The sequence below is a fragment of the Erwinia sp. V71 genome, from assembly GCF_965644245.1.
Taxonomy (GTDB): domain Bacteria; phylum Pseudomonadota; class Gammaproteobacteria; order Enterobacterales; family Enterobacteriaceae; genus Erwinia.
In genome coordinates this window covers 28536-52439 of record NZ_CBFFRK010000001.1, presented here as the reverse complement: position 1 = coordinate 52439, position 23904 = coordinate 28536, and the positions used below count along the sequence as shown (strand labels likewise).

Annotated in this window: 20 protein-coding genes; 10 read left to right on the top strand and 10 right to left on the bottom strand. The window is 57.9% G+C overall.

The window, feature by feature from the left end; all coding sequences use genetic code 11:
* The first annotated feature begins 286 nt into the window (after nucleotides 1-286).
* Nucleotides 287-952 carry a GntR family transcriptional regulator gene (locus ACSZO1_RS00255; protein ID WP_437608344.1) on the top strand — a complete coding sequence of 222 codons (666 nt, stop codon included), beginning with the start codon at nucleotides 287-289 and terminating at the stop codon, nucleotides 950-952.
* Here ACSZO1_RS00255 and ACSZO1_RS00250 read toward each other — a convergent pair.
* The 8 genes from ACSZO1_RS00250 to ACSZO1_RS00215 form a co-directional block, all read right to left on the bottom strand.
* Nucleotides 942-2192 (bottom strand): aspartate aminotransferase family protein, encoded by a 1251-nt coding sequence (locus ACSZO1_RS00250; RefSeq protein WP_437608342.1) that lies wholly within the window; start codon nucleotides 2190-2192, stop codon nucleotides 942-944. The genes ACSZO1_RS00255 and ACSZO1_RS00250 overlap by 11 nt on opposite strands.
* Nucleotides 2185-3204: a phosphotransferase gene (locus ACSZO1_RS00245; protein ID WP_437608340.1), complete on the bottom strand. Its 1020-nt coding sequence runs from the start codon at nucleotides 3202-3204 to the stop codon at nucleotides 2185-2187. The genes ACSZO1_RS00250 and ACSZO1_RS00245 overlap by 8 nt, the downstream gene beginning before the upstream one ends.
* Entirely contained in the window at nucleotides 3197-3931 is a 735-nt protein-coding gene (locus ACSZO1_RS00240; RefSeq protein WP_437608338.1) for an SDR family NAD(P)-dependent oxidoreductase, read from the bottom strand. The genes ACSZO1_RS00245 and ACSZO1_RS00240 overlap by 8 nt, the downstream gene beginning before the upstream one ends.
* Nucleotides 3932-4193: 262 nt before the next feature.
* Complete coding sequence (locus ACSZO1_RS00235) at nucleotides 4194-5021, bottom strand: ABC transporter permease (RefSeq protein ID WP_437608336.1); 828 nt, start codon at nucleotides 5019-5021, stop codon at nucleotides 4194-4196.
* An 11-nt stretch (nucleotides 5022-5032) separates the two neighbouring features.
* The gene (locus ACSZO1_RS00230) at nucleotides 5033-6301 is read right to left on the bottom strand and encodes an ABC transporter permease (RefSeq protein WP_437608334.1); all 1269 of its coding nucleotides are present in this window, start codon (nucleotides 6299-6301) and stop codon (nucleotides 5033-5035) included.
* 64 nt (nucleotides 6302-6365) lie between these two features.
* A complete protein-coding gene (locus ACSZO1_RS00225; protein WP_437608332.1) occupies nucleotides 6366-7394 on the bottom strand; it encodes an ABC transporter substrate-binding protein in 1029 nt (342 codons plus the stop codon).
* Between the two features lie 193 nt (nucleotides 7395-7587).
* Nucleotides 7588-9045: an NAD-dependent succinate-semialdehyde dehydrogenase gene (locus ACSZO1_RS00220; protein WP_437608330.1), complete on the bottom strand. Its 1458-nt coding sequence runs from the start codon at nucleotides 9043-9045 to the stop codon at nucleotides 7588-7590.
* Nucleotides 9046-9051: 6 nt separating this feature from the next.
* Entirely contained in the window at nucleotides 9052-10314 is a 1263-nt protein-coding gene (locus ACSZO1_RS00215) for a 4-aminobutyrate--2-oxoglutarate transaminase (protein ID WP_437608328.1), read from the bottom strand.
* 123 nt (nucleotides 10315-10437) lie between these two features.
* On the opposite strand from ACSZO1_RS00215, the gene ACSZO1_RS00210 reads away from it, so the two are divergent.
* The 5 genes from ACSZO1_RS00210 (at nucleotide 10438) to idi (ending at nucleotide 18283) form a co-directional block, all read left to right on the top strand.
* Complete coding sequence (locus tag ACSZO1_RS00210) at nucleotides 10438-11970, top strand: PLP-dependent aminotransferase family protein (RefSeq protein WP_437608326.1); 1533 nt, start codon at nucleotides 10438-10440, stop codon at nucleotides 11968-11970.
* Between the two features lie 225 nt (nucleotides 11971-12195).
* Nucleotides 12196-13281 (top strand): ABC transporter ATP-binding protein, encoded by a 1086-nt coding sequence (locus ACSZO1_RS00205; RefSeq protein ID WP_437608324.1) that lies wholly within the window; start codon nucleotides 12196-12198, stop codon nucleotides 13279-13281.
* A gap of 694 nt (nucleotides 13282-13975) precedes the next feature.
* A complete protein-coding gene (gene bglX / locus ACSZO1_RS00200; RefSeq protein WP_437608322.1) occupies nucleotides 13976-16273 on the top strand; it encodes a beta-glucosidase BglX in 2298 nt (765 codons plus the stop codon).
* Between the two features lie 165 nt (nucleotides 16274-16438).
* Nucleotides 16439-17548: a suppressor of fused domain protein gene (locus ACSZO1_RS00195; protein WP_437608320.1), complete on the top strand. Its 1110-nt coding sequence runs from the start codon at nucleotides 16439-16441 to the stop codon at nucleotides 17546-17548.
* A gap of 201 nt (nucleotides 17549-17749) precedes the next feature.
* Nucleotides 17750-18283, top strand: coding sequence for an isopentenyl-diphosphate Delta-isomerase (gene idi, locus ACSZO1_RS00190; RefSeq protein ID WP_437608318.1), 534 nt, complete (start codon nucleotides 17750-17752; stop codon nucleotides 18281-18283).
* Nucleotides 18284-18310: 27 nt separating this feature from the next.
* Here idi and ACSZO1_RS00185 read toward each other — a convergent pair whose 3' ends face one another.
* Nucleotides 18311-19780 carry an MFS transporter gene (locus ACSZO1_RS00185; RefSeq protein WP_437608316.1) on the bottom strand — a complete coding sequence of 490 codons (1470 nt, stop codon included), beginning with the start codon at nucleotides 19778-19780 and terminating at the stop codon, nucleotides 18311-18313.
* Between the two features lie 230 nt (nucleotides 19781-20010).
* Here ACSZO1_RS00185 and osmF point away from each other — a divergent pair, with 230 nt between their 5' ends.
* Genes osmF through ACSZO1_RS00165 form a run of 4 tightly spaced genes read left to right on the top strand, consistent with a single transcriptional unit; the run spans nucleotide 20011 to nucleotide 23773 of the window.
* A complete protein-coding gene (gene osmF / locus ACSZO1_RS00180) occupies nucleotides 20011-20931 on the top strand; it encodes a glycine betaine ABC transporter substrate-binding protein OsmF (protein ID WP_437608446.1) in 921 nt (306 codons plus the stop codon).
* 12 nt (nucleotides 20932-20943) lie between these two features.
* Nucleotides 20944-22107 (top strand): ABC transporter permease, encoded by a 1164-nt coding sequence (locus tag ACSZO1_RS00175; protein WP_437608314.1) that lies wholly within the window; start codon nucleotides 20944-20946, stop codon nucleotides 22105-22107.
* Complete coding sequence (locus tag ACSZO1_RS00170; RefSeq protein ID WP_437608312.1) at nucleotides 22104-23042, top strand: ABC transporter ATP-binding protein; 939 nt, start codon at nucleotides 22104-22106, stop codon at nucleotides 23040-23042. Before ACSZO1_RS00175 ends, ACSZO1_RS00170 begins: the two co-directional genes overlap by 4 nt.
* Nucleotides 23042-23773 carry an ABC transporter permease gene (locus tag ACSZO1_RS00165; protein WP_437608310.1) on the top strand — a complete coding sequence of 244 codons (732 nt, stop codon included), beginning with the start codon at nucleotides 23042-23044 and terminating at the stop codon, nucleotides 23771-23773. The genes ACSZO1_RS00170 and ACSZO1_RS00165 overlap by 1 nt, the downstream gene beginning before the upstream one ends.
* On the opposite strand, the gene ACSZO1_RS00160 is transcribed toward ACSZO1_RS00165, so the two are convergent.
* Nucleotides 23754-23861 (bottom strand): protein YohO, encoded by a 108-nt coding sequence (locus ACSZO1_RS00160; RefSeq protein ID WP_437608308.1) that lies wholly within the window; start codon nucleotides 23859-23861, stop codon nucleotides 23754-23756. The genes ACSZO1_RS00165 and ACSZO1_RS00160 overlap by 20 nt on opposite strands.
* Nucleotides 23862-23904 lie beyond the last annotated feature (43 nt).

Sequence of the window (23904 nt, the reverse complement as noted above, 5' to 3'; positions counted from 1 at the left end):
TTCCCGTAACCAGCAGCTTAGCTACTCAGAAGCTCAGTAACGTAGTCGTTTAGCAACTCAGCAGCTCAACGCACAGGGGACACGGTCAGAAGAGGAAAGCGTCCCGCGCCATGGACGGCGCGGGCCGAGCGGTCAGGATGACGAACAGCGACTTTCCGATCTGACCGTGTTCCTTGTGCCAGCACCGCGCTGACAGCGACACAGCTTCCCGGCTAACTATCAGACTATTTTCCGCCTGAAATTTGATGCATCATAAGCGCTGACTTTTTCTTCACAGGGTGTCTGGATGAATTACCCCGTTAGCGCCATCTCCCATAGCGGCCTGGGCAGCAGTGTTTACGCCACCTTGCGTGAGGCACTGATCACTGGCCGTTTTCAGCCCGATACCCGTCTGCGTATCCGCGAACTCGCCAGTCAGCTGGGCACCAGCGTCACCCCGGTGCGTGACGCCATTCTGCAACTGGCGAAAGAACAGGCGCTGGAAATGCGTACGCCGAAAGATATCCGCGTACCGCGCCTGAATGCGGAACAGTATGAAGAAATTCGCACCCTGCGTTTGCAGCTGGAAGGTCTGGGCGCACACACTGCCGCGACACGGATTACGCCATACCAGCTGCAGCAGCTGCGGCAAAATATCGACCTCAATCACGAAGCGATTGCGGCGGAACAGCTGAATGATGCCTTGCGCCTGAACAGCGAGTTTCACCTGCTGGTCGCCAGCAGCGCAGCAATGCCGCTGCTGGCGGGGATGATCGACACACTATGGATGCGCACCGGTCCGCTGATTGCGCAGGCCTACGGTCATTTTTCACTGCGCATGGCGATTGAACATCACGAAGAGCTGTATCAGGCGCTGCGCGACCACAACAGTGAGGCTGCACGCAGCGCGATTCAGCGCGATATCCTTGATGGCAGCCAGAAAATGGTAGCGTTTCTCGACGCTACGGGCTGAGCTGTGCCATCACCTGACTAAAAGTGTCCAGCAACAGCTCGCCATGCTCACGGGCAAACACCAGCGGCGGGCGAATCTTCAGAATATTGCTGTGCGGACCGGTGGCGCTGATCAGCACACCGCGTTCGCGCATCTGATTGACGACTGCTGCTGCCAGCGTGGCGTTCGGCGTCTGGCTGGCGCCGACCAGCTCAACGCCGATAAACAGCCCGGCGCCGCGCACATCGCCTATCGCCGCATAACGCTGCGCCAGACGACTTAACCCTTCCCGCAAAAATGAGCCCTGAACCTCGGCATTCTCCGCCAGCTGTTCTGCATGAATCACATCCAGCACGGCCTGCGCCGCTTTGCAGGAAACCGGGTTACCGCCAAAGGTATTAAAGTAGCGCTGGCGCTCACCAAAGGCCTGGAAAATCGCCGGGCGACCGACCACGCCCGCCACCGGATGACCGTTGCCCATCGGCTTGCCGAGCGACACCAAATCAGGAATCACCTGGTGACGGGCAAAGCCCCAGAAGGCGTTGCCGGTGCGGGCGAATCCTGCCTGCACTTCATCGGCAATAAACAGACCGCCTGCCGCACGTACCATCTCCGCGGCCTGACGCATTTCACCGGCCTGCGGCGAGAACACGCCGTCGCTGGAGAAAATAGTATCCACCAGCAATGCGGCAGGGGACTGACCGCTGGCGGCGAGCTCATCCAGCACTGCACGTAAACTCACCAGCCAGCCGCCGGGCTGACGGTAGCTGTCCGGCGCATCAATCAGGCGAATATCCTGCCCGACACCAACTCCTAACGACGGTGACATGCTGGCAATCGCGCTGGTCACGCCGTGATAGGCCCAGCGGGTGACAATCGCCACCTGATTGCCGGTCACTGCCCGCGCCATGCGCAGCGCCAGATCGTTGGCTTCGCTGCCGCTGCAGGTCAGAGTGAGATTGCTCAGTTCGGCGGGAAAGTGCTGCAGCAGATCTCCGGCGTAATCGACAATCGCCTCGTGCAGATAGCGGGTGTGGGTATTGAGGATCGCCGCCTGACGGGCAATCGCCTCCACCACCTGCGGGTGGCAGTGACCCACCGAGGCCACATTATTATAGGCATCGAGATAGCGGCGTCCGTCAGCATCAAACAGCCAGACACCTTCGCCGCGCACCGGATGCAGTGGATTCTGGTAAAACAGACGGTAACCTGCACCCAGCAGGCGCTGACGGTCGGCCAGCAGTTGTTGATCACTACGCATAAACATCTCCGAAATCAGGCAAGGTTTGCAGGCGCACCAGGCTGCGCACCGCATGCGGCACGTTACGCAGAATATAGTCACGGTTGTGCGGGTAACGGCGTGCCCGCCAGGCGGCGATGGTAATGGTCAGCACCAGCCGGCTGGCGATCAGGTCGGGCAGCAGCGCCAGTTCCGCATCGCTCAGTGGATAACGCTGCTGGCAGGCGTGCATCAAAGGCCGCACCAGCCGCAGCACATCGGCATCATCCTGCAACTGGTAGGCGAGGGCGGTCGCCAGATCGTTAATCCGTGGTGCATACAGTGCATCGCCAAAATCGATAATGCCGCTGACCTGATCACCGGAACGGTCCGCCAGCACATTATGCGGATTGAGATCGTTATGGATCACCCGCGTTGGCAGGCTGGCCAGCTGCGGCGCGACCCGGCTGGCATGAGCCTCCAGTACGCGCTCGACCCGCTGGCGTGTTTCTGCAGCGTCGATAGCATCCAGCATCGGACGCAGACGCTGAATGTCGCTGATATCCCACAGCAATTCACGCTTTGCGCCGGGATGCGTGAAATCCTCCAGCGCCTGATACAGCGCGCCAAGAGTATCGCCAAGGCTGCGCATCAGCGGTTCGCTGGAGGGACGCAAATATTGCGGTGTCCCCGCCAGATAACTGACCAGCCGCAGAGTGTGGGGCTGATCGTGGATAAGAATCTGCGGCTGATCGTTGCCGTCACGGTTGCTGATCACGCGCGGGATCGGCAGTTGCGCATTGCGCTGTTCGATATGGCGCAGCATTGTGGTCTGGAAATCAATCTCCAGTGGCGCTTCTGCCGCATTAATAAAGCGCGCCATATACTGCCGCCCGTTGTCGCTGGTGAGACAAAAATTGCGGTCGCGCTCGCCCTGCAACGGCGTGACTTCACCGCGCAGACCATACTGCTGCTGTAAAATCAGCTGTGCCTGGACGGCATCGACGGCAGGAACGTCGGTGGTCAGCACGCCAGCGGCAACCTGCTCAGACATGCTGGCCTCCGTTAACATGAATTTCTGCACCGTTGACATACGATGCGCCCTGGGTACAGAGGAAGTAGATCAGTGTCGCCACTTCTTCCGGTTTCCCCAGACGGTGCAGCGGCACGGTGCGGTCAACAATCTCCGCGGTGCCCGGCGAGAGAATCGAGGTATCAATTTCCCCTGGCGCAATGGCATTCACGCGCACACCGTGCGGGCCGAATTCATGGGCCATTTCTCGCGTCAGGGCGGAAAGCGCGGCTTTTGAGGTGGCATAGGCGGCACCGGCAAACGGATGGACTTTGCTGCCGGCGATCGAGGTGACATTAATCACGCTGCCCTGTGCCTGTTGCAGCTCGGCAAACAGCCCCTGCGCCAGTATCGCAGTGGAGAACAGATTGACGTTAAACACTTTCAGCCAGGTGGCGTAGTCGGACTGCAGAATACCGAGCCGTCTCCCCTGGTCATCTTTTGGCGAAATCCCGGCGTTATTCACCAGCGCATCGAGTCGACCGCCAAGCCGCTGTTTAATCTGCGGCAGGCTGTGCTGCAGCTCGTCGATATTTTCCAGATCGAGGTGAATATGGTTGAGGATACCTTCCGCCCACGGGCAATCTTCCACCCAACTCTGGCGCGAGGCGGTAAAAATTTGCCAGCCCGCCGCATGGAAGTGTTTGACGGTGGCATGGCCGATGCCGCGACTGGCGCCGGTCAGTAGCAGGGTCTTCTTCGCTTGCATAGCTGATCCTCAATGGTTGATATTTGATGCATCAGAATTTTTTACGCACGTATCCCACATTTATTATGACTCCCTCTACCACAACGTCGGGATGGGGGAACCGCGACGGCCTTTCCCCCATCCCGACCTTCCCCCGCCTGCGGGAGAAGGAGAACACCGTCGTTACTCTCTCCCTCACAGCGTGGGGGAGGGCTGGGGAGGGGGAGCCACGACGTCATACCCCCATCCCAGACTTCCCCCATTAATGGAGGAAGATAAAACATTAATGTGCGGGCTGCCCGCTGCGCATACGCTCACCGCGACGGCGCAGTAACTCCATCACTACCAGCAAAATCAGCGAGGCGCCAATCATCAGCGTAGCCGCTGCGGCAATGGTCGGGTCGAGATTTTCACGAATACCGGCAAACATCTGAATCGGCAGAGTACGTTGCGCCGGGCTGGCAAGGAACAGCGTCACCACCACTTCATCAAACGAGGCGGCAAAGGCGAACAGTGCACCGGAAAACACCCCTGGCGCAATCAGCGGCAGGGTGATTTTACGAAACACCAGCAGCGGTGGCGCGCCAAGACTGGCGGCAGCACGTGATAGGCGGGTGTCATAACTTTTCAGCACAGCCGTGACAGTAATCACTACAAAAGGCACCCCAAGCAGCGCGTGAGCCAGCACCAGCGCGGTGTAACTGTTCAGCAGCTGCAGACGGGCAAAGAAGAAGAACATGCCCACCGCCACAATCACCACTGGGGCCACCATTGGTGAAATAATGATCGCCATCATCAGGTTCTTACCACGGAAATCCGCGCGCACCAGTCCCATTGAGGCCAGTACCCCCAGCACCGTTGCCAGCAGGGTTGCCAGCGGGGCAATCAGCAGGCTGTTGCCCAGTGCGCCCAGCCACGCCTGTGACTGGAAGAAGCTTTCATACCAGCGTAACGAGAAGCCGTTAATCGGATAGCTGAGAAAAGAACCGGCATTAAACGACAGCGGCACAATCACCAGAATCGGAATGATCAGGAACAGCAGCATTGCCGCACCGTAAAAGTTAAAGCAGTAGCGCCAGACGCGCAGCAGTTGAGAACCACGTTGTTTCATCGTTTACTCTCCTAAGCGCGTGCCGCATCGGCAGGGGTACGGGTCACACGGATATACAGGATGTACAGCAGCATGACGATAATCAGCAATTGTGTGCCGAGCGCTGCTGCCATGCCCCAGTTCATAGTGGTATTGGTAAAGAAGGCGACAAAGTAGCTAATCATCTGCTCTTCCGGTCCGCCGAGCAGCGCCGGAGTGACGTAATAACCAATCGCCATCATAAAGACCAGCAGTGCTCCGGCGGTGATACCGGCATAGGTCTGCGGCACATACACGCGCCAGAACGCGCCAAACGGGTGTGCGCCCAGGGAGACGGCCGCGCGAACATAGTTCGGGGAGATGCCTTTCATCACCGCGTACAGCGGCAGCACGATAAACGGCAGCAGAATATGGGTCATCGAGATATAGACGCCAACACGGTTAAACACCAGTGTCAGCGGATGGTCGATAATGCCGAGTTTCAGCAATGAACTGTTGATCAGGCCACCGGACTGCAGCAACACAATCCAGCTGGCGGTCCGTACGATCAGCGAGGTCCAGAACGGCAGCAGCACCATAATCATTAGCAGATTGGCGCGCCCGGTCGGTTGCTTCGACAGCCAGTAGGCCAGCGGATAACCCAGCGCTACACACAGCAGCGTTACCACGGTCGCCATCCAGATGGTGCGCAGCAGCACATTAACGTACAGGGCGCGATCCGCAGACAGCTGCTCAATCTTGCTGCTCTCAACGTCGGTTTTGTAATCAAATACCGCCAGTAAGTAGTACGGTGTGACCGGCGCAGCGGCACGCTGTAATGCCTGCCAGCTGGAGAGTTTGCCCCACTCCGGCACGGCGGCGATCAGCTTCTCTTTCACCGCCACACCGTCCGCCGGAACATGACGCGGCGTGGAGGTTATCAGGCGGCGGAAAGCGATATCTTCATAGCTCATACGTTTGGCGATGGACGCAATCTGGCCACTTTTGCGTGCGGCCACCAGCTCGTTGCCAAAGGTGGCGAACAGTGCTTCGTCGGGCAGTGCTTTGCCATCCCACTGTTGCAGGGCGGCGGTGGTATTCGGCAGGGCTTCGCCCAGTTCCGGGTTTTGCACGCTTTTCAGCAGAATGGCGCCAATGGGTAACAGAAAACAGACCAGCACAAACGCCAGTAGCGGGGAAATCAACCACAGCGAACGACGGGTTTGCCGCGCGTTCACTTTGCGCAGTCGCTCACTGATCGAGACTTCCTGGCTGGGCGGGACGGTGTTCATGGCATCATCCATCACAGGATTCTGGCTCATCGTTAGCTCCTTCGCGGTTTATCAGAAACGGGCGGCCAGTGCTGGCCGCCAGGGTGCAGGGTGCTTACTTCGCCGCCCAGGCGTTAAAGCGTTGTTCCAGTTCTTCACCGTGTTCAATCCAGAACTCTGTATTCACCTGCAAAGAGGCGGCCAGGTTTTCCGGTGCGGTCGGTAAATTTTTCAGCGTCGCGGCGTCAATCAGCGCACTGGTATGGCTGTTGGTCGGGCCGTAAGGAATGTTTTCTGCAAACACTTTCTGGTTCTCTGGTTTATTGGCAAAGGCAATAAACTGTTCTGCCTGCGCTTTATTCTTCGAACCCTTCACAATTGCCCAGCTGTCGAGGTCATACAGGCTGTTGTTCCAGATCATCTGGAAGTTATGTCCCTCTTTTACGGCTGCGCTGATACGGCCGTTATAGGCGGTGGTCATCACCACATCGCCAGACACCAGCCACTGCAGCGGTTGTGCGCCAGACTCCCACCACTGAATATTGCTTTTGATCTGATCCAGTTTCTTAAAGGCGCGCGCCACACCCTCTTCGGTCGCCAGCGCCTTATAGATATCTTCGCGTTTCACGCCATCCGCCAGCAGGGCGATTTCAAGGGTGAATTTGGCGCTTTTACGCAGCGCGCGTTTGCCGGGGAATTTCTTCACATCCCAGAAATCGTTCCAGCCCTGCGGTGCAGTTTTCAGTTTGTTCGCGTCGTAAGTCAGCACCGTTGACCAGAGGAAGATGCCCGCGCCACACTCGCTGACCGCACCTTTCACAAAGTCACTTTCTTTGCCCAGCTTGCTCCAGTCGAGTGGTTCAAACAGGCCTTCATCGCAGCCGCGTACCAGTTCCGGGCTTTCCACTTCCACCACGTCCCAGCCGACCTGGCCGGTTTCGACCATGGCGCGAATGCGTGCCATTTCACCGTTATATTCACCGGCTTCAATCGTGGTTTTGGTCGCAGCGGTAAACGGTTTATAGAAAGCTTTATCCTGAGCGTCCTTATTCAGGCCACCAAAAGAGACAACGGTCAGATTTTCCGCCTGCGCGGAGAAAGCCAGAGTAGTGAACACTGCGAGAGCGAGGACGTGCTTATGCATGTTGTGACTCCTGATGATGTGTGAAGTAAATGCGACGTTCAGGTTATGATTTGGATGCATGATGCATGATGCATCATGTTTTTAATGGAGCAGATTTCGTGCCAGTTTTGCTTTGCCGCCGTAAGCGGCATCAGCATCACGCGGAGGGGAATTACGCCCTGTTATGGTGCGTAATGCCCCACAATGGGTGAGGTTATGCCTCGCCCGTTTCAATACACAGGTATTTCATCTCCAGATACTCATCGAGGCCAAAACGCGATCCTTCGCGGCCCAGACCCGATTGTTTCACGCCGCCAAACGGCGCGACTTCATTAGAGATAATGCCGGTGTTCAGGCCGACAATGCCGTATTCGAGCGCTTCCGGGACGCGCCACTGGCGTCCGGTATCGCGAGTGTAGACATAGGCGGCAAGACCAGACTCGGTGTCATTGGCCTGCACAATCACTTCGGCTTCGCTGTCAAAGCAGAACAGCGGGGCGACCGGGCCGAAGGTCTCTTCGCAGGCAAAACGCATCGCGGCGGTCACGCCTGCCACCACGGTGGGCTGGAAGAAGGTGCCGCCCAGTGCGTGAGGCTCGCCGCCGGTCAGCACCTTCGCGCCGTTAGCGACGGCATCGGCAATATGCGCCTGCACTTTTGCCACTGCAGCCGCATCAATCAACGGCCCCTGCTGTACCCCTGGTGTCAGCGCATCACCCACCTGCAATTGTTCTACCGCCGCGATCAGACGGCGTTCGATCTCCGGGTAAATGCCACGCTGAATATAGATGCGGTTGGCGCAGACACAGGTTTGTCCGCTGTTACGGAATTTAGAGGCGAGGATGCCCGCCACGGCTTTTTCAGGATCGGCATCGTCAAAGACAATAAATGGTGCGTTACCACCCAGCTCCAGCGACAGCTTTTTCACCGTATCGGCGCACTGACGCATTAACAGGCGACCGACTTCGGTCGAACCGGTAAAGCTGAGTTTGCGCACGACCGGGCTGGCGCACAGTTCTTTGCCGACTTCCTGCGCCGAGCCGGTGATCACCTGGAAGACACCCACCGGGATGCCTGCCTCTTCACTCAGTGCGGCCAGCGCCAGTGCGGTAAACGGCGTCTGCTCAGCCGGTTTCAGTACCATGGTGCAGCCCGCGGCCAGTGCCGGGCCTGCTTTACGGGTGATCATCGCCGCCGGGAAGTTCCACGGCGTAATGGCGGCACAGACACCAATTGGCTGCTTCATGACCAGCAGACGCTGGCTTGACTGCGGCGTCGCCAGCAGCTGACCTTCCACGCGTCGGGCTTCTTCGCCATACCAGCTAATAAAGGAGGCGGCATAGCTGATTTCGCCGCGCGCTTCCGCCAGCGGTTTGCCCTGCTCGGCACAAAGGATATGCGCCAGTTCATCCTGGCGGGCGAGGATCAGCTCCGCCCAGCGCATCAGAACCGCGGCGCGCGCTTTGCCGGTGAGAGCACGCCAGGCGGGCAGAGCCTGATCCGCCGCAGCAATTGCCTGGCGGGTCTGCGCAATACTCACCTGCGGTACGCTGCCCAGAGCAGCACCACTCGCCGGGTTATAAATGGTGTCCTGTGCGCCGTTGTCGGCATCACTCCAGACGCCGTTGATCAGGCATTGCTGGCGAAACAGGGGGTTATCAGTCAGTGACATGGCGGCTCAACCTTTCAGTAACGTGGTCAGCAGTTGCAGCGCTTTGCTGAACTGGGCATCCGGAATGGTTAACGGATAGAGGAAGCGGATTACATTACCGTGCACACCACAGGTCAGCAGCACCAGTCCGGCTTCCAGCGCCTGCTGCTGAATACGGCGGGCGATGTCTGGTGCGGGTTTGCCGCTGCTCGGATCGTTAAATTCGGCGGCAATCATGGAACCGCGACCACGCACCTGCGCCAGCGCTTTGCAGCCGCTGTCCTGCAGCGCGGCAGTCAGCTGCTCGCCGAGCTTCACGGCGCGGGCACACAGCTGCTCTTCTTCCAGCACATCCAGCACCGCATGCGCGGCAGCAATGGCCAGCGGGTTACCGGCATAGGTGCCGCCCAGTCCGCCAGGTTGTGGTGCGTCCATCACTTCGGCGCGGCCTGAGACCGCAGAAAGCGGCAGACCGCCGCCCAGGCTTTTCGCCATGGTGATCAGGTCGGGTTTGGCATCGGGATAGTATTCGCTGGCGAACAGTTTGCCGGTACGGGCAAAGCCGCTCTGGATCTCATCGGCAATAAGCAGAATGCCGTGTTTGTCGCACAGCTCGCGCAGTGCAGTGACGAATTCTTCCGGGGCGACGTTAAAGCCGCCTTCGCCCTGAATCGGTTCGAACAGAATCGCGGCCACCTGGTTTGGTGCGATATCGCAATGGAAGATGTCATCGAGACTTTGCATTGCATCGGCGACGCTGACGCCATGCAGGGCATTTGGATAGCGGGCATGGAACACCGAACCCGGGAACGGGCCGAAACCGGTTTTGTACGGCGTCACTTTGCCGGTCAGTGCCATGGTCAGCAACGTACGGCCATGGAATGCACCCGTGAAGGTAATCACTCCCGGACGACCGGTCGCGGCGCGGGCAATTTTCACCGCATTTTCCACAGCTTCCGCACCGGTAGTGAAGAAAGTCGTTTTCGCTTTGCCGCTGACCGGCACCCGCTGGTTCAGGCGTTCTGCCAGCGCCAGGTAGTTGTCGTAAGGCAATACCTGATACGCGGTATGGGTAAAGTGTTCCAGCTGGTCGCGCACCGCAGCGATCACTTTCGGGTGGCGATGGCCGGTATTCAGCACGGCGATCCCGGCGGTGAAATCGATATATTCGCGTCCGCTGGTGTCCCACAGCGTGGCGTTTTCCGCCTTCGCCACGAGAAAATCACACATCACACCAACACCGCGCGGTGTGGCATCGAGACGACGTTGCTGCAGATCACTGTTGTTCATGGAAATACCTCGTTAACTGTCCCGCGCGGCTGTTGCGCACTGTTCCGTTATGCTCTCCTTGCTTTTTAGCGTCGCGGGGGGTCTATTATCCAGAGCCAGTTTTAACTATTTCGAGGTACCAATTTGCGATCTCTGTTGGGAGATCTGGTTGCCCATCGGCTAAACCAGATGACATCCGGGGCGCTCAGCAAGCGTCTGTACGACGCGTTGCAGAACGCGATTCAGCATGGGGCGATCGCGCCGGGCACCCGTCTGCCGGCGTCGCGCGACCTGGCGACAGAGCTGGGCGTGTCGCGCAATACCGTGCTGGCGGCTTACGAGCAGTTGCAGTCTGAAGGCTATCTGCAAACCCGCACGGGAAGTGGCACCTTCGTCAGCGAAAAGCTGCCCGACAGTGCGCCAGCGGTGGAGGCAAGCAGTGTCAAAGCGAAAACGTCATCCCTGAGCCATTACCGTTTGTCGCGCCGCGGCGACCGCCTGCTGAGCCGCAGCCGCGCCGGGGCGCATCAGTGGGGGGCGTTTATGCCTGGCGTGCCGGATGTCAGCCATTTCCCGCAGGATATCTGGCGCAAAATCGAGCGCCGTCTGCATAACCGTCTGCCGATGGCATCGCTGAGTTACTCCCAGCACGGTGGCTATGTGCAGCTGCAACAGGCGCTGGTCGAGTATCTGCACGTGGTACGTTCGGTGAACTGCAGCGCCGACCAGATTCTGATCACCGCAGGCACCCACCAGGCGCTCGACGTGCTGGCGAAAATGCTGTGCGATTCCGGCGACCGGGCGTGGATTGAAGAGCCCGGCTACTGGGGCATTCGCAATGTGCTGGCGGTGAATGGCGTGGAAGTGGTGCCGGTGCCGGTGGACGATAACGGCCTCAATCCGCCGCTGCCGGATGCCGATTTTCGCCCGCCGCGACTGATTTGCGTCACACCTTCGCATCAGTATCCGCTGGGTGTGGTGATGGGACTGGAGCGTCGTCAGGCGCTGCTGACACTGGCGCGTGAATGGGGCAGCCTGATTATCGAGGATGATTACGACAGCGAATTTCGTTTTGCCGAAACGCCCATCCCGGCCTTGCAGGGTCTGGTGCCTGATGCACCGGTGATCTATCTCGGCACGTTCAGCAAAACGCTCTATCCCGGGCTGCGTATCAGCTACGCGGTACTGCCAAAGGCGCTGGCACCGCGCATCAAAATGGCGCATTCGGAACTTTATCGCGGCGGTAATGGCCTGACACAGCTGACACTGGCGGCGTTTATCCGCGAAGGGCATTACGCGGCGCACGTACGGCGTATGCGGCAGATTTACAGCAAACGCCGTCAGGCGCTGATTGAGGTGATCGAACGTGAACTGGGGCCGGAGTATGTGATGCACCACAGCAATGCTGGCCTGCATCTGGTGCTCGCGCTGCCGGACAGCATCGACGATGTGGCGCTCAGTGCTGAGCTGGAGCAGAAGGGGGTACTGACACGTCCGCTCTCGCTGTATTACACGGCGGCAGCGCAGCGGCGCGGTCTGATTCTGGGCTATGCCTGTGTCGAAGCGGAGGCGATGGCGGCGACGTTTGCGCCGATTGTGGCGAGCCTGACCAGCAGTTTGCATCAGGCTGGTGCAGCGGCGCTGTTGCATCCGGAGTTGCCTGATCCTCCGGCGTGAGTCGGGCGCGGACTTTGGAGGCTTATGAAAAAGGCAATAAAATTCAATAGCATGAAGATAAATCTCCAGGCCTGAATTTTTACTTTTCTTGTCAAATTCTGCTTGCTTTCACGGAAAGTTCGATGGTAATGCTAAAAAAAGCCTGCCATCGGCGTCTTCCCACGAAGAGTGACTTGCAGGAATCGTGCCGGATGTGTTGCCGACCCTTTTGATAAGAGAATGCCCATGAGAACATTTGTCAGTTTCCGCAATATCAAAAAGAGCTACGACGGCGATAAGCTGGTGGTTCGTAATCTCAATCTGGACGTGGAAGAGGGGGAGTTTCTCACCCTGCTTGGCCCGTCCGGCTCGGGAAAAACCACCAGTCTGATGATGCTGGCGGGCTTTGAAACGCCCACTGATGGCGAGATCCTGCTGCGCGATCAGCCACTGCACTCGCTGCCACCGCACCAGCGTGACATTGGCATGGTGTTCCAGAACTATGCGCTGTTTCCCCATATGACGGTGGCGGAAAACCTGGCGTTTCCGCTGAAAATCCGCCGTATGAATCGCGCCGATATGGCCGACCGTGTTAAGCGTATTCTCGATATGGTGAAACTGACCGATCTGGCGGATCGTTATCCGGCGCAGATGTCCGGTGGTCAGCAGCAGCGTGTGGCGCTGGCGCGGGCACTGGTGTTTGAACCGAAGCTGGTGCTGATGGATGAGCCGCTAGGGGCGCTTGATAAGCAGTTGCGCGAGCATATGCAGATGGAGATCAAACAGTTACATGAAATGCTTGGTCTGACCGTGGTGTACGTCACCCACGATCAGAGTGAGGCGATGACCATGTCTAATCGGGTGGCGGTGTTTAACGACGGTATGATCCAGCAGATGGACAGCCCGGGTAAGCTGTACGAAGAGCCGCAGAATGCCTTTGTCGCCCAGTTTATCGGTGAAAACAACAGCCTGCTGGCAACGCAGGTTGGTAAAACCGATGATTATTATCAGGTGAAACTGGACGATGGCACCCAGCTTGATGCGCTGAAAATTCGCCCCAGCTCACCGGGGAAAAAGATCCAGCTCAGTATCCGCCCTGAGCGTGTCAGCATCAACGCGCCATCGGCCGGTGAGCAGCAGGTGCGGGCGCGTATCCAGCAGTTTATCTACCTTGGCGACCATATTCGTATGCTGACGGAAGTGGCCGGGCAGGGGAACTTTATGGTGAAACTGACCCCGGCGCGGCTCGATCCGAACTGGAAAGTGGGCGATGAAGTGCTGCTGTCGTGGCAGCCTCAGCACCTGCGCGCGCTGGATGTGATGTTGCAGTAGTGTCTGGCCGATTTGTCCTGTAAACCAGCACCGTCAGGTGCTGGTTTTTATTCGTCAGGCAGATACCTGTTACGGGTTTCATAAACGGTATCTGACAGCGTGAATCACCGGTAAAATTTTTCACCTCATCTTGCTGCCTGTTTTTCTCCGGCAGGTGTTTCTCCTGCATTCTTCAGTTCCTGGGAATAAATGGCATATTCTGCTTGAGTTATCTTTAACCGGGTAACTTCATTATGGAAGGTGCGATTAATTCGATGGGAACCATTTTTTCGTCCTGTCATCGTATGGTAAATGAACAAAGAACCGCCCAAAACACTGAAAACGATAGATGAACGGCAATCATTGTAGTCATGAACAGAACTTTGAATGATTAAATCGCACCTTCCTTAACCTGTCCTTATTGGCGTTAATATAGCCAATAATATTGAATGTTCAGTCTTATAACATGCAAAAAACGCTGATTTTTCTGTACAACACAGGGTGTCCCGCCACAGCGCGTTGACATTTTTCTCCGGGCTTGCCGCGCTTCAGCTATCGCCAAACGGCGATTCTGCCGCTAGCATTAAGGTAAGCTATGCATTTTTCGACCCTTTTTGTCACGCTGATAGCGTGTTACCGGGCGTCATGCGCCAGCTTATGGCACACTGGCGCCCGATAATCATAACTGCGCAGTTACTTGAGAGAAGCCAATCTGATGAAATGGATTTACTCTGTCAGCCTTGCTGTCACGCTGGCGATGCAGCCAGCGCTTGCCGATGAGCTGTTTGGGCCACACCCGTTAACGCCTGAAGCTCGCGATGCCTTTGTTACTGATTTACTGACCAAAATGACACTCGACGAAAAAATTGGTCAGCTGCGGCTGATCAGTGTCGGCCCGGATAACCCGAAAGAGGCGATCCGCGACATGATTCAGCATGGTCAGGTTGGCGCAATCTTTAATACCGTGACCCGTCAGGATATCCGTGCGATGCAGGATCAGGTGATGCAGCTCAGCCGCCTGAAGATCCCGCTGTTCTTTGCCTATGACGTGGTACATGGTCAGCGTACCGCATTTCCGATTCCGCTGGGTGTGGCATCCAGCTGGGATCTCGATGCGGTGGCGCAGGTCGGACGTATTTCCGCGTATGAAGCCGCCGATGACGGCCTGAATATGACCTGGGCACCGATGGTGGATGTCACGCGTGAACCCCGCTGGGGACGCGGCTCGGAAGGTTTTGGTGAAGATACGTATCTGACCTCCGAGATGGGCCGCACGATGGTGAAGTCGATGCAGGGTAAGAGTGCGGCGGATCGCTACTCGGTGATGACCAGCGTGAAACACTTTGCCGCCTATGGCGCGATTGAAGGCGGCCGCGACTACAACACCGTCGATATGAGCCCGCAGCGCCTGTTCCAGGATTACCTGCCGCCGTATAAAGCGGCGCTGGATGCCGGCAGCGGCGGTGTGATGGTGGCGCTCAACTCCCTGAATGGTATGCCCGCCAGTGCCGACAGCTGGCTGCTGAAAGATGTGCTGCGTGATGACTGGCAGTTTAAAGGCATCACCATCAGCGATCACGGCGCGATTAAGGAGCTGATCAAACATGGCGTTGCCAGCGATCCGCAGGATGCCGTGCGTGTGGCGCTGAAGTCTGGCGTCAATATGAGTATGAGCGATGAGTATTACAGCAAATACCTGCCTGGGCTGGTGAAGCGTGGTGCGGTCTCGGAGCAGGAAATTGATGACGCGGTGCGTCATGTGCTCAACGTGAAATACGATATGGGGCTGTTTAACGATCCGTACAGCCATTTAGGACCGAAAGACAGCGACCCGGTGGATACCAATGCCGAAAGCCGTTTGCACCGTGCAGAAGCACGCGATGTGGCGCGTAAGAGCATTGTGCTGCTGAAAAACCGCCTTGAAACGCTGCCATTGAAAAAATCCGGCACCATCGCCCTGATTGGTCCGCTGGCGGATAATCAGCGCGATATCATCGGCAGCTGGTCAGCGGCGGCGGTGGCAAAACAGGCGGTCACGCTGCGTCAGGGGATGCTTAATGCCACTGCGGGTAAAGCGACGCTGCTGTACGCCAAAGGGGCGAATATCAGCGATGACAAAGGCATCGTTGACTTCCTGAATCTGTATGAGCAGGCGGTGGATACCGATGCGCGCAGCCCGCAACAGCTGCTGGATGACGCGGTCGCCACGGCGAAGAAAGCCGATGTGGTGGTGCTGGCGATTGGTGAAGCGCGCGGTATGGCGCATGAAGCCTCCAGCCGCACGGATATCACCACTCCGCCGAATCAGCTGAAACTGCTGGCAGCGCTGAAAGCGACCGGCAAGCCGGTGGTGGTGGTGCTGATGAATGGTCGTCCGCTGGCGCTGGTGAAAGAGTATCAGCAGTCCGATGCGTTGCTGGAAACCTGGTTCAGCGGTACAGAGGGCGGTAATGCGATTGCCGATGTGCTGTTCGGTGACTACAACCCGTCCGGAAAACTGCCGTCCTCCTTCCCGCGTTCGGTAGGGCAGATCCCGATTTATTACAACCACCTGAACACCGGGCGGCCGTATAACTTCGAGAAACCGAATAAGTACACCTCGCATTATTATGATGCCGCTAACGGCCCGCTGTTCCCGTTTGGTTATGGCCTCAGCTACACCCGCTTTACGGTATCGCCGGTGAAATTATCTTCCAGCGTGATGCCGCGTAACGGCACGGTGAATGCCAGCGTCACTGTTACTAACCGTGGCGACCGTGATGGCGCGACCGTGGTGCAGCTGTACCTGCGTGACCAGGTTGCCAGCATCAGCCGTCCGGTAAAAGAGCTGAAAGGCTTTAAACGCGTGATGCTGAAAGCGGGTGAGTCGCAGACGGTGACGTTCCCGATTGATGTCGATGCGCTGAAGTTCTGGAATGCACGTATGCAGCAGGTTGCCGAACCTGGCAAATTTAGCGTGATGATTGGACTGGATTCCGCCACCACGCAGGATGCGGAATTTACCTACCTGTAACCCGGCAGAACAGGGCTTCGGCCCGGTCGGTCACCATCAGATACCCAGCGGGCGTATGCCGCTGGGTATTTTTTTGAGAGTTTTACCCTTGTCCTGACATGGCACGAAGGCCGATCCTGCCCTATTCTCGGGGAAAAGGATCCCTCCACATTATGTTGAGGTTTTATGACACAGTCGCATCTGATTGCTGAAGTGACCAATCAGCAACAAACCCTCACCGCCGTAATCGAACAGGATGAGCGCGCCGCCTATTTTTACATCTGGCCTGCTGAGCCATTTCGCTCCCGCTTTGCCGTGCGCGGCTGCTGGTTGCGCAATCTGTTACCGGCTCCGCAACAGGAAGATCGCCAGGCGATGGCGCAGGGTATTGCGCCGTTACTCAGTGCTGAATATTGTCGCACCCTTGAAGCGGAACCGCCGCTCGACCCTGCAGCGCTGAAGATTATCTGGGAACCCAGTGATGATGGTGCGGCTGTCTGGTATCAGGGGCAACTGCTGGCGGTGATCCCCGGCTGGAGCCTGTATCAGCAGGAGCAGGTGAGTTTTTCCGCCGGGTGTATCAAAGAGAATCGTCTGACTGCGCCGCTCGGCTCCGCCTCCACCAATCAATACTATGCGCAGGCGGAAAAACATCGCCACTTCTGGCGTGACTGGCACGATGGCCATTTGTGGGAGCCGCTGCAGAATGAGATGCTGCAGTGCTACGAAGCACAGTTTGGTGCATCGGTGAAATATTACGCTATCGATCAGGGCCAGTGGCCGCCGATGGCCATCTCGCAGCATTATCATCAGGGCGTCTGGTATTTTCTGACGCTGGGAATGGGCATTCGCCCGATGCCGTGGGTGGATTTTCTCTATGAAGATCTGGCACCGCAATACCGCCGCACGGAACTGGCAATGGCGATTGATGCTGAGGTGATGACGGAAGAGAACGCGGTACAGATGGCCAGTGCGCTGGCCGGCTTCGCACATCTGCCATGGGCGCGCCTCAGCTGGCTGGGGGAAGGGCATACGCTGGAATCATCCGTCGCACCGGTCGGTTTTGAAGGCTTTATCCTCTCCGGCGCACTGGCGCGTGATGCCGGGCAGTTTGCGCTGCCAAAACGCGAAGGGGAGAAGGTGAATCTGCTGTGGAGCGCCCCCATCACCACGGCTGAACGGGAATTCGCCCAGGCGGATGAAAATGGCGGTTACCAGCTGGTGGCACGGCTGCTGCAGTACGGTTCCGGGCATATTTTCCGGCCACGCCAGCAGGTGGTGGAAAGCGACGAGTAATCTTTCTCTCTTCTGTAACATACTGCCGTGGCGGGAGGCGACCTGCCCGGCGGTCAGCCGTGATATGTCTCTCCTTTCTCTCCGTCACTCCCCCGCGTATTGCTGATTTTTACAACACGCTGTTATAAATTCGCACGTTTTAACACGATCAATCTGGCACGGGATATGTCAGAATAGTGAGATTAGTCTTAAGGAGTCGTCATGTCTGCAATAGAAGTTATTCTGGTGGACCACCTGGATCGCCCAACCGGCAGGATGGAAAAACTGGAAGTTCATGAGAAAGGCTTGCTGCACCGCGCGGTGACGGTTTATGTCTTTAACTCTCAGCACCAGCTATTGCTGCAGCAGCGCGCCAGCGATAAATACCATTGTGGCGGTTTGTGGAGCAATACCTGTTGCGGCCATCCTTATCCACTGGAGTCGACGCAACAGGCTGCGGAACGCCGTCTGTTTGAAGAGATGGGACTGCGCCTGTCACTGGCGCCGATGTTTGAGCTGAGCTACAACCTGCCGCTGAGCAACGGGCTTACCGAGCACGAGTATGGTCATGTGTTTTTCGCCATCAGCGACGATCTGCCACAGCTCAACCCGCAGGAAGCGGATGACTGGCGTTACGCTTCCCTTGATGACATCCAGGCGCAGATTGCGCAGGATGCGGATGCCTTTACACCGTGGTTTTTGTACACCTTTGCACGTATTCCCCGCGAACTGCAGCGTTTTACCCGCAAAATGTAACGGCCGGGCGAACCCGGCCGCTGATGCTTAACGGGCAAAGTCCTCGGCATCCACATCATAGCCTGACGGCTCCCAGCGCCACAGCAACAGCGCCGCCAGTCCAATCACCGGAGCAAGGGCGATCACCCAGAACACGCCGGTATCCAGCGTCGCCGCCAGCACCGGGAACAGGAACAGCGACAGCGTTGAACTGGCGCGAACCACGGTCTGGTTAAAGCCGACACCCACACCGCGCAGAGACGTTGGATAGCTCAGTGAGGCATAGGTCATGGTATGTGCGCCAGGACCAAAGCCCTGACCGAGCAGGAACAGCGCCAGCATGGCGATCGCGAAAGCCGCCTGCTGAGTATCTTCCGGACGTCCGGTCAGTGCCAGCCCCAGCAACGCTACCAGCTGGAAACAGTATCCCAGCACCGTCATCTTCCATGCGCCAAAACGTGGCACCAGCCGCACCGCCAGCAGACCGCCGGTAAAGGCGAACAGCAGATTCAGCGCCAGTGAAATCAGAATGGTGGTCAGCATCGACTGAGCCAGGAAGCTGGAGATAATCACCGGCAGACCAAACGCCACGGCGTTATAAGCGAACGGTGATACGGTGGAGATGATGGTCGACAGCACTGTGCGTTTAAGGTAAATCCCCTGCAGCAGCGCGCCATAGTTACGCCAGCTGGCGCGGCGCACCGGTTTCACCGGCGTCAGTTCCGCATCTGCCGCGACATGGGCATTGATCCCGTAAGATTGACGCAGAATCGCCGCTGCACCCTGCAAATCGCCCTGATTAGCCGCCCACACGGGCGATTCACTCATATAGCGGCTGCGAATGGCGATAATCACCAGCGCGGGCACCGCACCAAAACCGAGGATAAGACGCCACAACCAGTCGGTATGGCTTTCCGGCAGCACGGTATACAGCAGCAACACCAGCAGATACGAGACGCTGATCGCGGCATACCAGGTGGGACACCACATGGCGATACTGGCGGCTTTATTGCCGCGTCCTTTCAGTTTCGAGAATTCGGCGAGAAATGCCATTGCCACCGGCAGGTCGATACCTACCCCCATCCCCATCACAAAGCGCGCAGCAGCCAGCACATACTCGTTTGGCGCAAATGCACAGGCCAGGGCGGCGAAGACAAAGAACAGCATATCGGCCATAAACACCCTATAACGGCCGATTTTATCGGTCAGATAACCGCCGATCGCCGCACCGACAATCGCGCCGAAGGTGATAGCGGATGCCACCATGCCGGTGCCGGCTGGCGTCAGATTAAATTCGCGCGCGACATCTTTAATGCCAAACGCCAGCGCGCCCAGATCGTACGCATCGAGGAACACGCCGCCCAGTGCGATACCAATGACGATGCGCGCATTACTGCGCGCCTGGGTGCTGTTATTGACCAGTTGCGAGACGTCAGCCGCGCTGCGTATCACTTCCGCCTTGCCAGACGGTGTTTCCCCTGCCAGCGCGACATGCGCCGTTGATGTAAATTCAGACATGATGTTGTGGTTATATTATATGAGTGGAAACAACAGCATACTCAGCCATCTGCGGCGGTTAAATTCGTTATGGTTATAACTCATAACCATTTTGCAAATCACAACATCCCGGCAAATTCTGTGGCATTACGCCGATTTTCGGCACTTTTTCAGGGTTCAGGTGAGATATGCGCTACGCTGTTATAGCCAGCTGATGGCGGCGAATGAATCGATGATAAGGACAAAAAATGATGACTTTCAAACGATTACGTAACAGTGTGCTGGCCGGGAGCGCGCTGATGGTGCTGGCGGCAAGTGCTCTGGCGGCAGATGCTGTGCGTGTCGGTTCTAAAATTGATACCGAAGGCTCACTGCTGGGCAACATGATTTTGCAGGTGCTGGAAAAGCACGGGGTAAAAACCGTCAATAAAATCCAGCTCGGTAATACCCAGGTCGTGCGCGGGGCGATCACCGCCGGAGAACTGGATATTTACCCGGAATACACCGGTAACGGCGCGTTCTTCTTCCATGATGAACAGGATGCCGCGTGGAAAAATGCCCGTGCGGGCTACGAAAAGGTGAAAACGCTGGATAAACAGCACAACCAGTTAGTCTGGCTGACACCTGCACCGGCCAATAATACCTGGACTATCGCGGTGCGCAGCGAGCTGGCGCAGAAAAATCAGCTGCATTCACTGGACGATCTCAGCCGTTATCTCAAACAGGGTGGCGAGTTTAAGCTGGCGGCCTCGGCGGAATTTATTGAGCGCCCTGATGCGCTGCCCGCTTTCCAGAAAGCGTATGGTTTTCAGCTGAGCCAGAACCAGCTGCTGTCGCTGGCGGGTGGCGATACTGCGGTGACGATCAAAGCCGCCGCGCAGCAAACCTCTGGCGTCAATGCAGCGATGGCGTATGGTACTGATGGCCCGGTGGCGGCGCTGGGTCTGCAAACGCTGAGCGACCCCAAAGGCGTACAGCCGATCTATGCACCGACGCCGGTGGTACGTGATGCGGTGCTGAAACAGTACCCGGATATCGCCAGATGGCTGCAACCCGTCTTCGCTTCACTGGATGAGCAGACGCTGCAGCAGCTGAATGCGAAAATCGCGGTAGAAGGGCAGGACGCGAAGCGTGTGGCGGCGGATTATCTGCAACAGAAAAAACTGCTGTAAGCCGCGCCGCTGATGTTGCGTGTTGCTTCACCTAATCCGGTGCTGTTGCTGCTGGTTATCCTGCAGTGGCTGGCGCTTGCCACGCTTCCCTTTCTCTCTTACGCGCCGAACCGGCTGGTGTCGGGCCAGCCGCTGGCGCTGTGGTCACTGCTGAGCGGCGGCAGCTGGCTGCTGTTGCTGCCGCTGGCGTTATTGCTGGTCTTAGCCTTCCGTTCCCCGCAGCGTCTGACGCTGGTGCTGGTCGTGGCGCTCAGTGAGTTATTGCTGACACTGCTGGTGGCGCTGAGCGGCCATCAGGCCACGGTACTGGCGCAGCAGGGATCGCCGCTGGCGCGCACCGCCTTTGGCAGCGGTCTGTGGCTGGCCGGGGCGATCTGTCTGCTGATGGCCGCTGATGCACTGGCGCGTCTGATTCGCCGCCCGTTGTGGCGGTTGTTACTGAATGCGCAGATGTGGCTGCCGGTGGTGGCACTGCTGTTGCTCGGGCAGCTCGACCAGTTGGCGCTGCTGCGTGAGTACGCGAACCGTCAGGAGGTGTTCGATCAGGCGCTGGTGCGTCATCTGTTGCTGCTGTGTGGCACCCTGCTTCCCGCCATACTCTTCGGCCTGCCACTTGGCGTGTTCTGCTACCGTCGGCCGCGTTTACAGGCAATGGTGTTTACCCTGCTGAATATTATTCAGACCATCCCGTCGGTGGCGCTGTTTGGTTTATTGATCGCCCCACTGGCGGGCCTCGTCAGCGCTTTTCCGGCGCTGGGAAGGCTGGGGATCAGTGGGATTGGCGTCGCGCCCGCCCTGATTGCACTGGTGCTGTACGCGCTGTTGCCGATGGTGCGCAGTGTGGTGGCCGGTTTGCAGCAGGTGCCTGCGGGCGTCACGGAAACCGCGCAGGGTATGGGGATGACGCCTCTGCAGGTGTTCTGCTATGCCGAAGTGCCACTGGCACTGCCGGTTGTGCTGAGCGGCCTGCGGGTGGTGGCGGTGCAGACAGTGGGGATGGCGGTGGTGGCCGCGTTAATTGGCGCAGGTGGCTTTGGTGCCATTATCTTTCAGGGCTTGCTCAGCAGTGCGCTGGAGCTGGTATTGCTCGGGGTGATCCCGGTCATCGTGCTGGCGGTGCTGGTCGATGCGCTGTTCAAATTTATTATCTCTTTGCTGGAGGCGGGGCGTCAGTGATCCACTTTGAGCAGGTCAGTAAATATTTTTCCGGCAGAGCGGTGGTCAGTGAGCTGACCCTCGACATTGCGGAAGGCGAGTTTACCGTGCTGGTCGGCACGTCGGGTTCCGGTAAATCGACGACGTTAAAAATGATTAACCGCCTGATTGAACATGATCGCGGCAGCATTCGTTTTGCCGGAGAAGAGATCCGTCGTTTTAAACCACAGACGTTGCGGCGGCGCATGGGCTACGCCATTCAGTCGATTGGCCTGTTTCCGCACTGGACGGTGGAGCGCAATATCGCCACAGTGCCTGCACTGCTCAACTGGCCTGCCGCGCGTATCCGTGAGCGGGTGAGTGAACTGCTGGCGCAGCTCAGCCTCGATGACGAGCTGCGTCTGCGTTATCCACATCAGCTGTCCGGCGGTCAGCAGCAGCGTGTGGGTGTCGCGCGTGCGCTGGCGGCAGACCCGGAAGTGCTGCTGATGGATGAGCCGTTTGGCGCGCTGGACCCGGTCACCCGCGCGGCGCTGCAACAGGAGATTAGCCGTATTCACCGGCTCTCCGGACGCACCATTGTGCTGGTGACGCATGATATCGACGAAGCGCTGGCGCTGGCGGATAAGCTGGTTTTGCTGGATCACGGCCGGGTGATCCAGCAGGGCGCGCCGGCTGAACTGCTGACGCGTCCCGCCAGTGAATTTGTGCGTGACTTCTTTGGCCGCAGCGAGCTGGGTGTACGGCTGCTGGCACTGGGTACGGCAGGTGCGGCGGCGCGCCGGGGCGAGTGGCTGGAACAGCCGCCTGTACCGGCCGATATCAGCCTGCGCGAAGCGCTGTCGCGGTTTATTGAACGTCAGACCGATAAATTACCGGTTGTCGATGCACAACAGCGACCGCTCGGAGTGCTGCATTTTAGTGATCTGCTGCGCCAGCAGAAGAGGGGGGAATAATGCATCGGTTGCGCGACCCGCTGTTGTGGCTGGTGCTGTTGTTTGTGGCGTTGCTGCTGGCATTACCTTACAGCGGCGCATTGTTTGCCGCCTGGTTCCCTCAGCTGGAGCGGCCACTGTATCAGCAGGAGAGTTTTCTGCGGCTGGCGCTGGCGCATCTGCAACTGGTGGCGATCTCCAGTTTGCTGGCGACGCTGATCGGGGTCGGCGCGGGTGTACTGGTCACGCGTGGCATCGGGCGTGAGTTTCGCTCATTGGTGGAAACGCTGGTCGCTGCCGGACAAACCTTTCCGCCCGTGGCGGTACTGGCACTGGCGGTGCCGGTAATGGGATTTGGCGAACAACCGGCGATTATTGCACTGCTGTTGTATGGCTTATTGCCGATTCTGCAGGGTACGCTGGCGGGGATTAGTGCTGTGCCTGCCAGTGTGCGAGAAATCGCGGCGGGAGTGGGGATGCATCCCTGGCAGGGATTCTGGCTGGTGGAACTGCCGCTGGCCGCGCCGGTGATTCTGGCGGGTATCCGCACCTCGGTGATTATTAATATCGGCACCGCCACCATTGCTTCGACGGTCGGCGCGACCACGCTGGGTTCACCGGTGATTATCGGACTGAGCGGTTTTAACACCGCTTATATTATTCAGGGCGCATTACTGGTGGCGTTGCTGGCGCTGGTGACTGACCGATTGTTTGAGCGTCTGTTGCAGCGGCTTAAGAGGCATGCAGAATAATGGTGTAGCCCACCAGCATCAGACCGCCGACGCCGCCGATAGCCATAACCAGAAAACCTGTAATAATCGCGATTTTTTGCAGCTTCATTGTCTTGCCTTGTGCCATAAAATGTTAGCGCGCATCATAACGC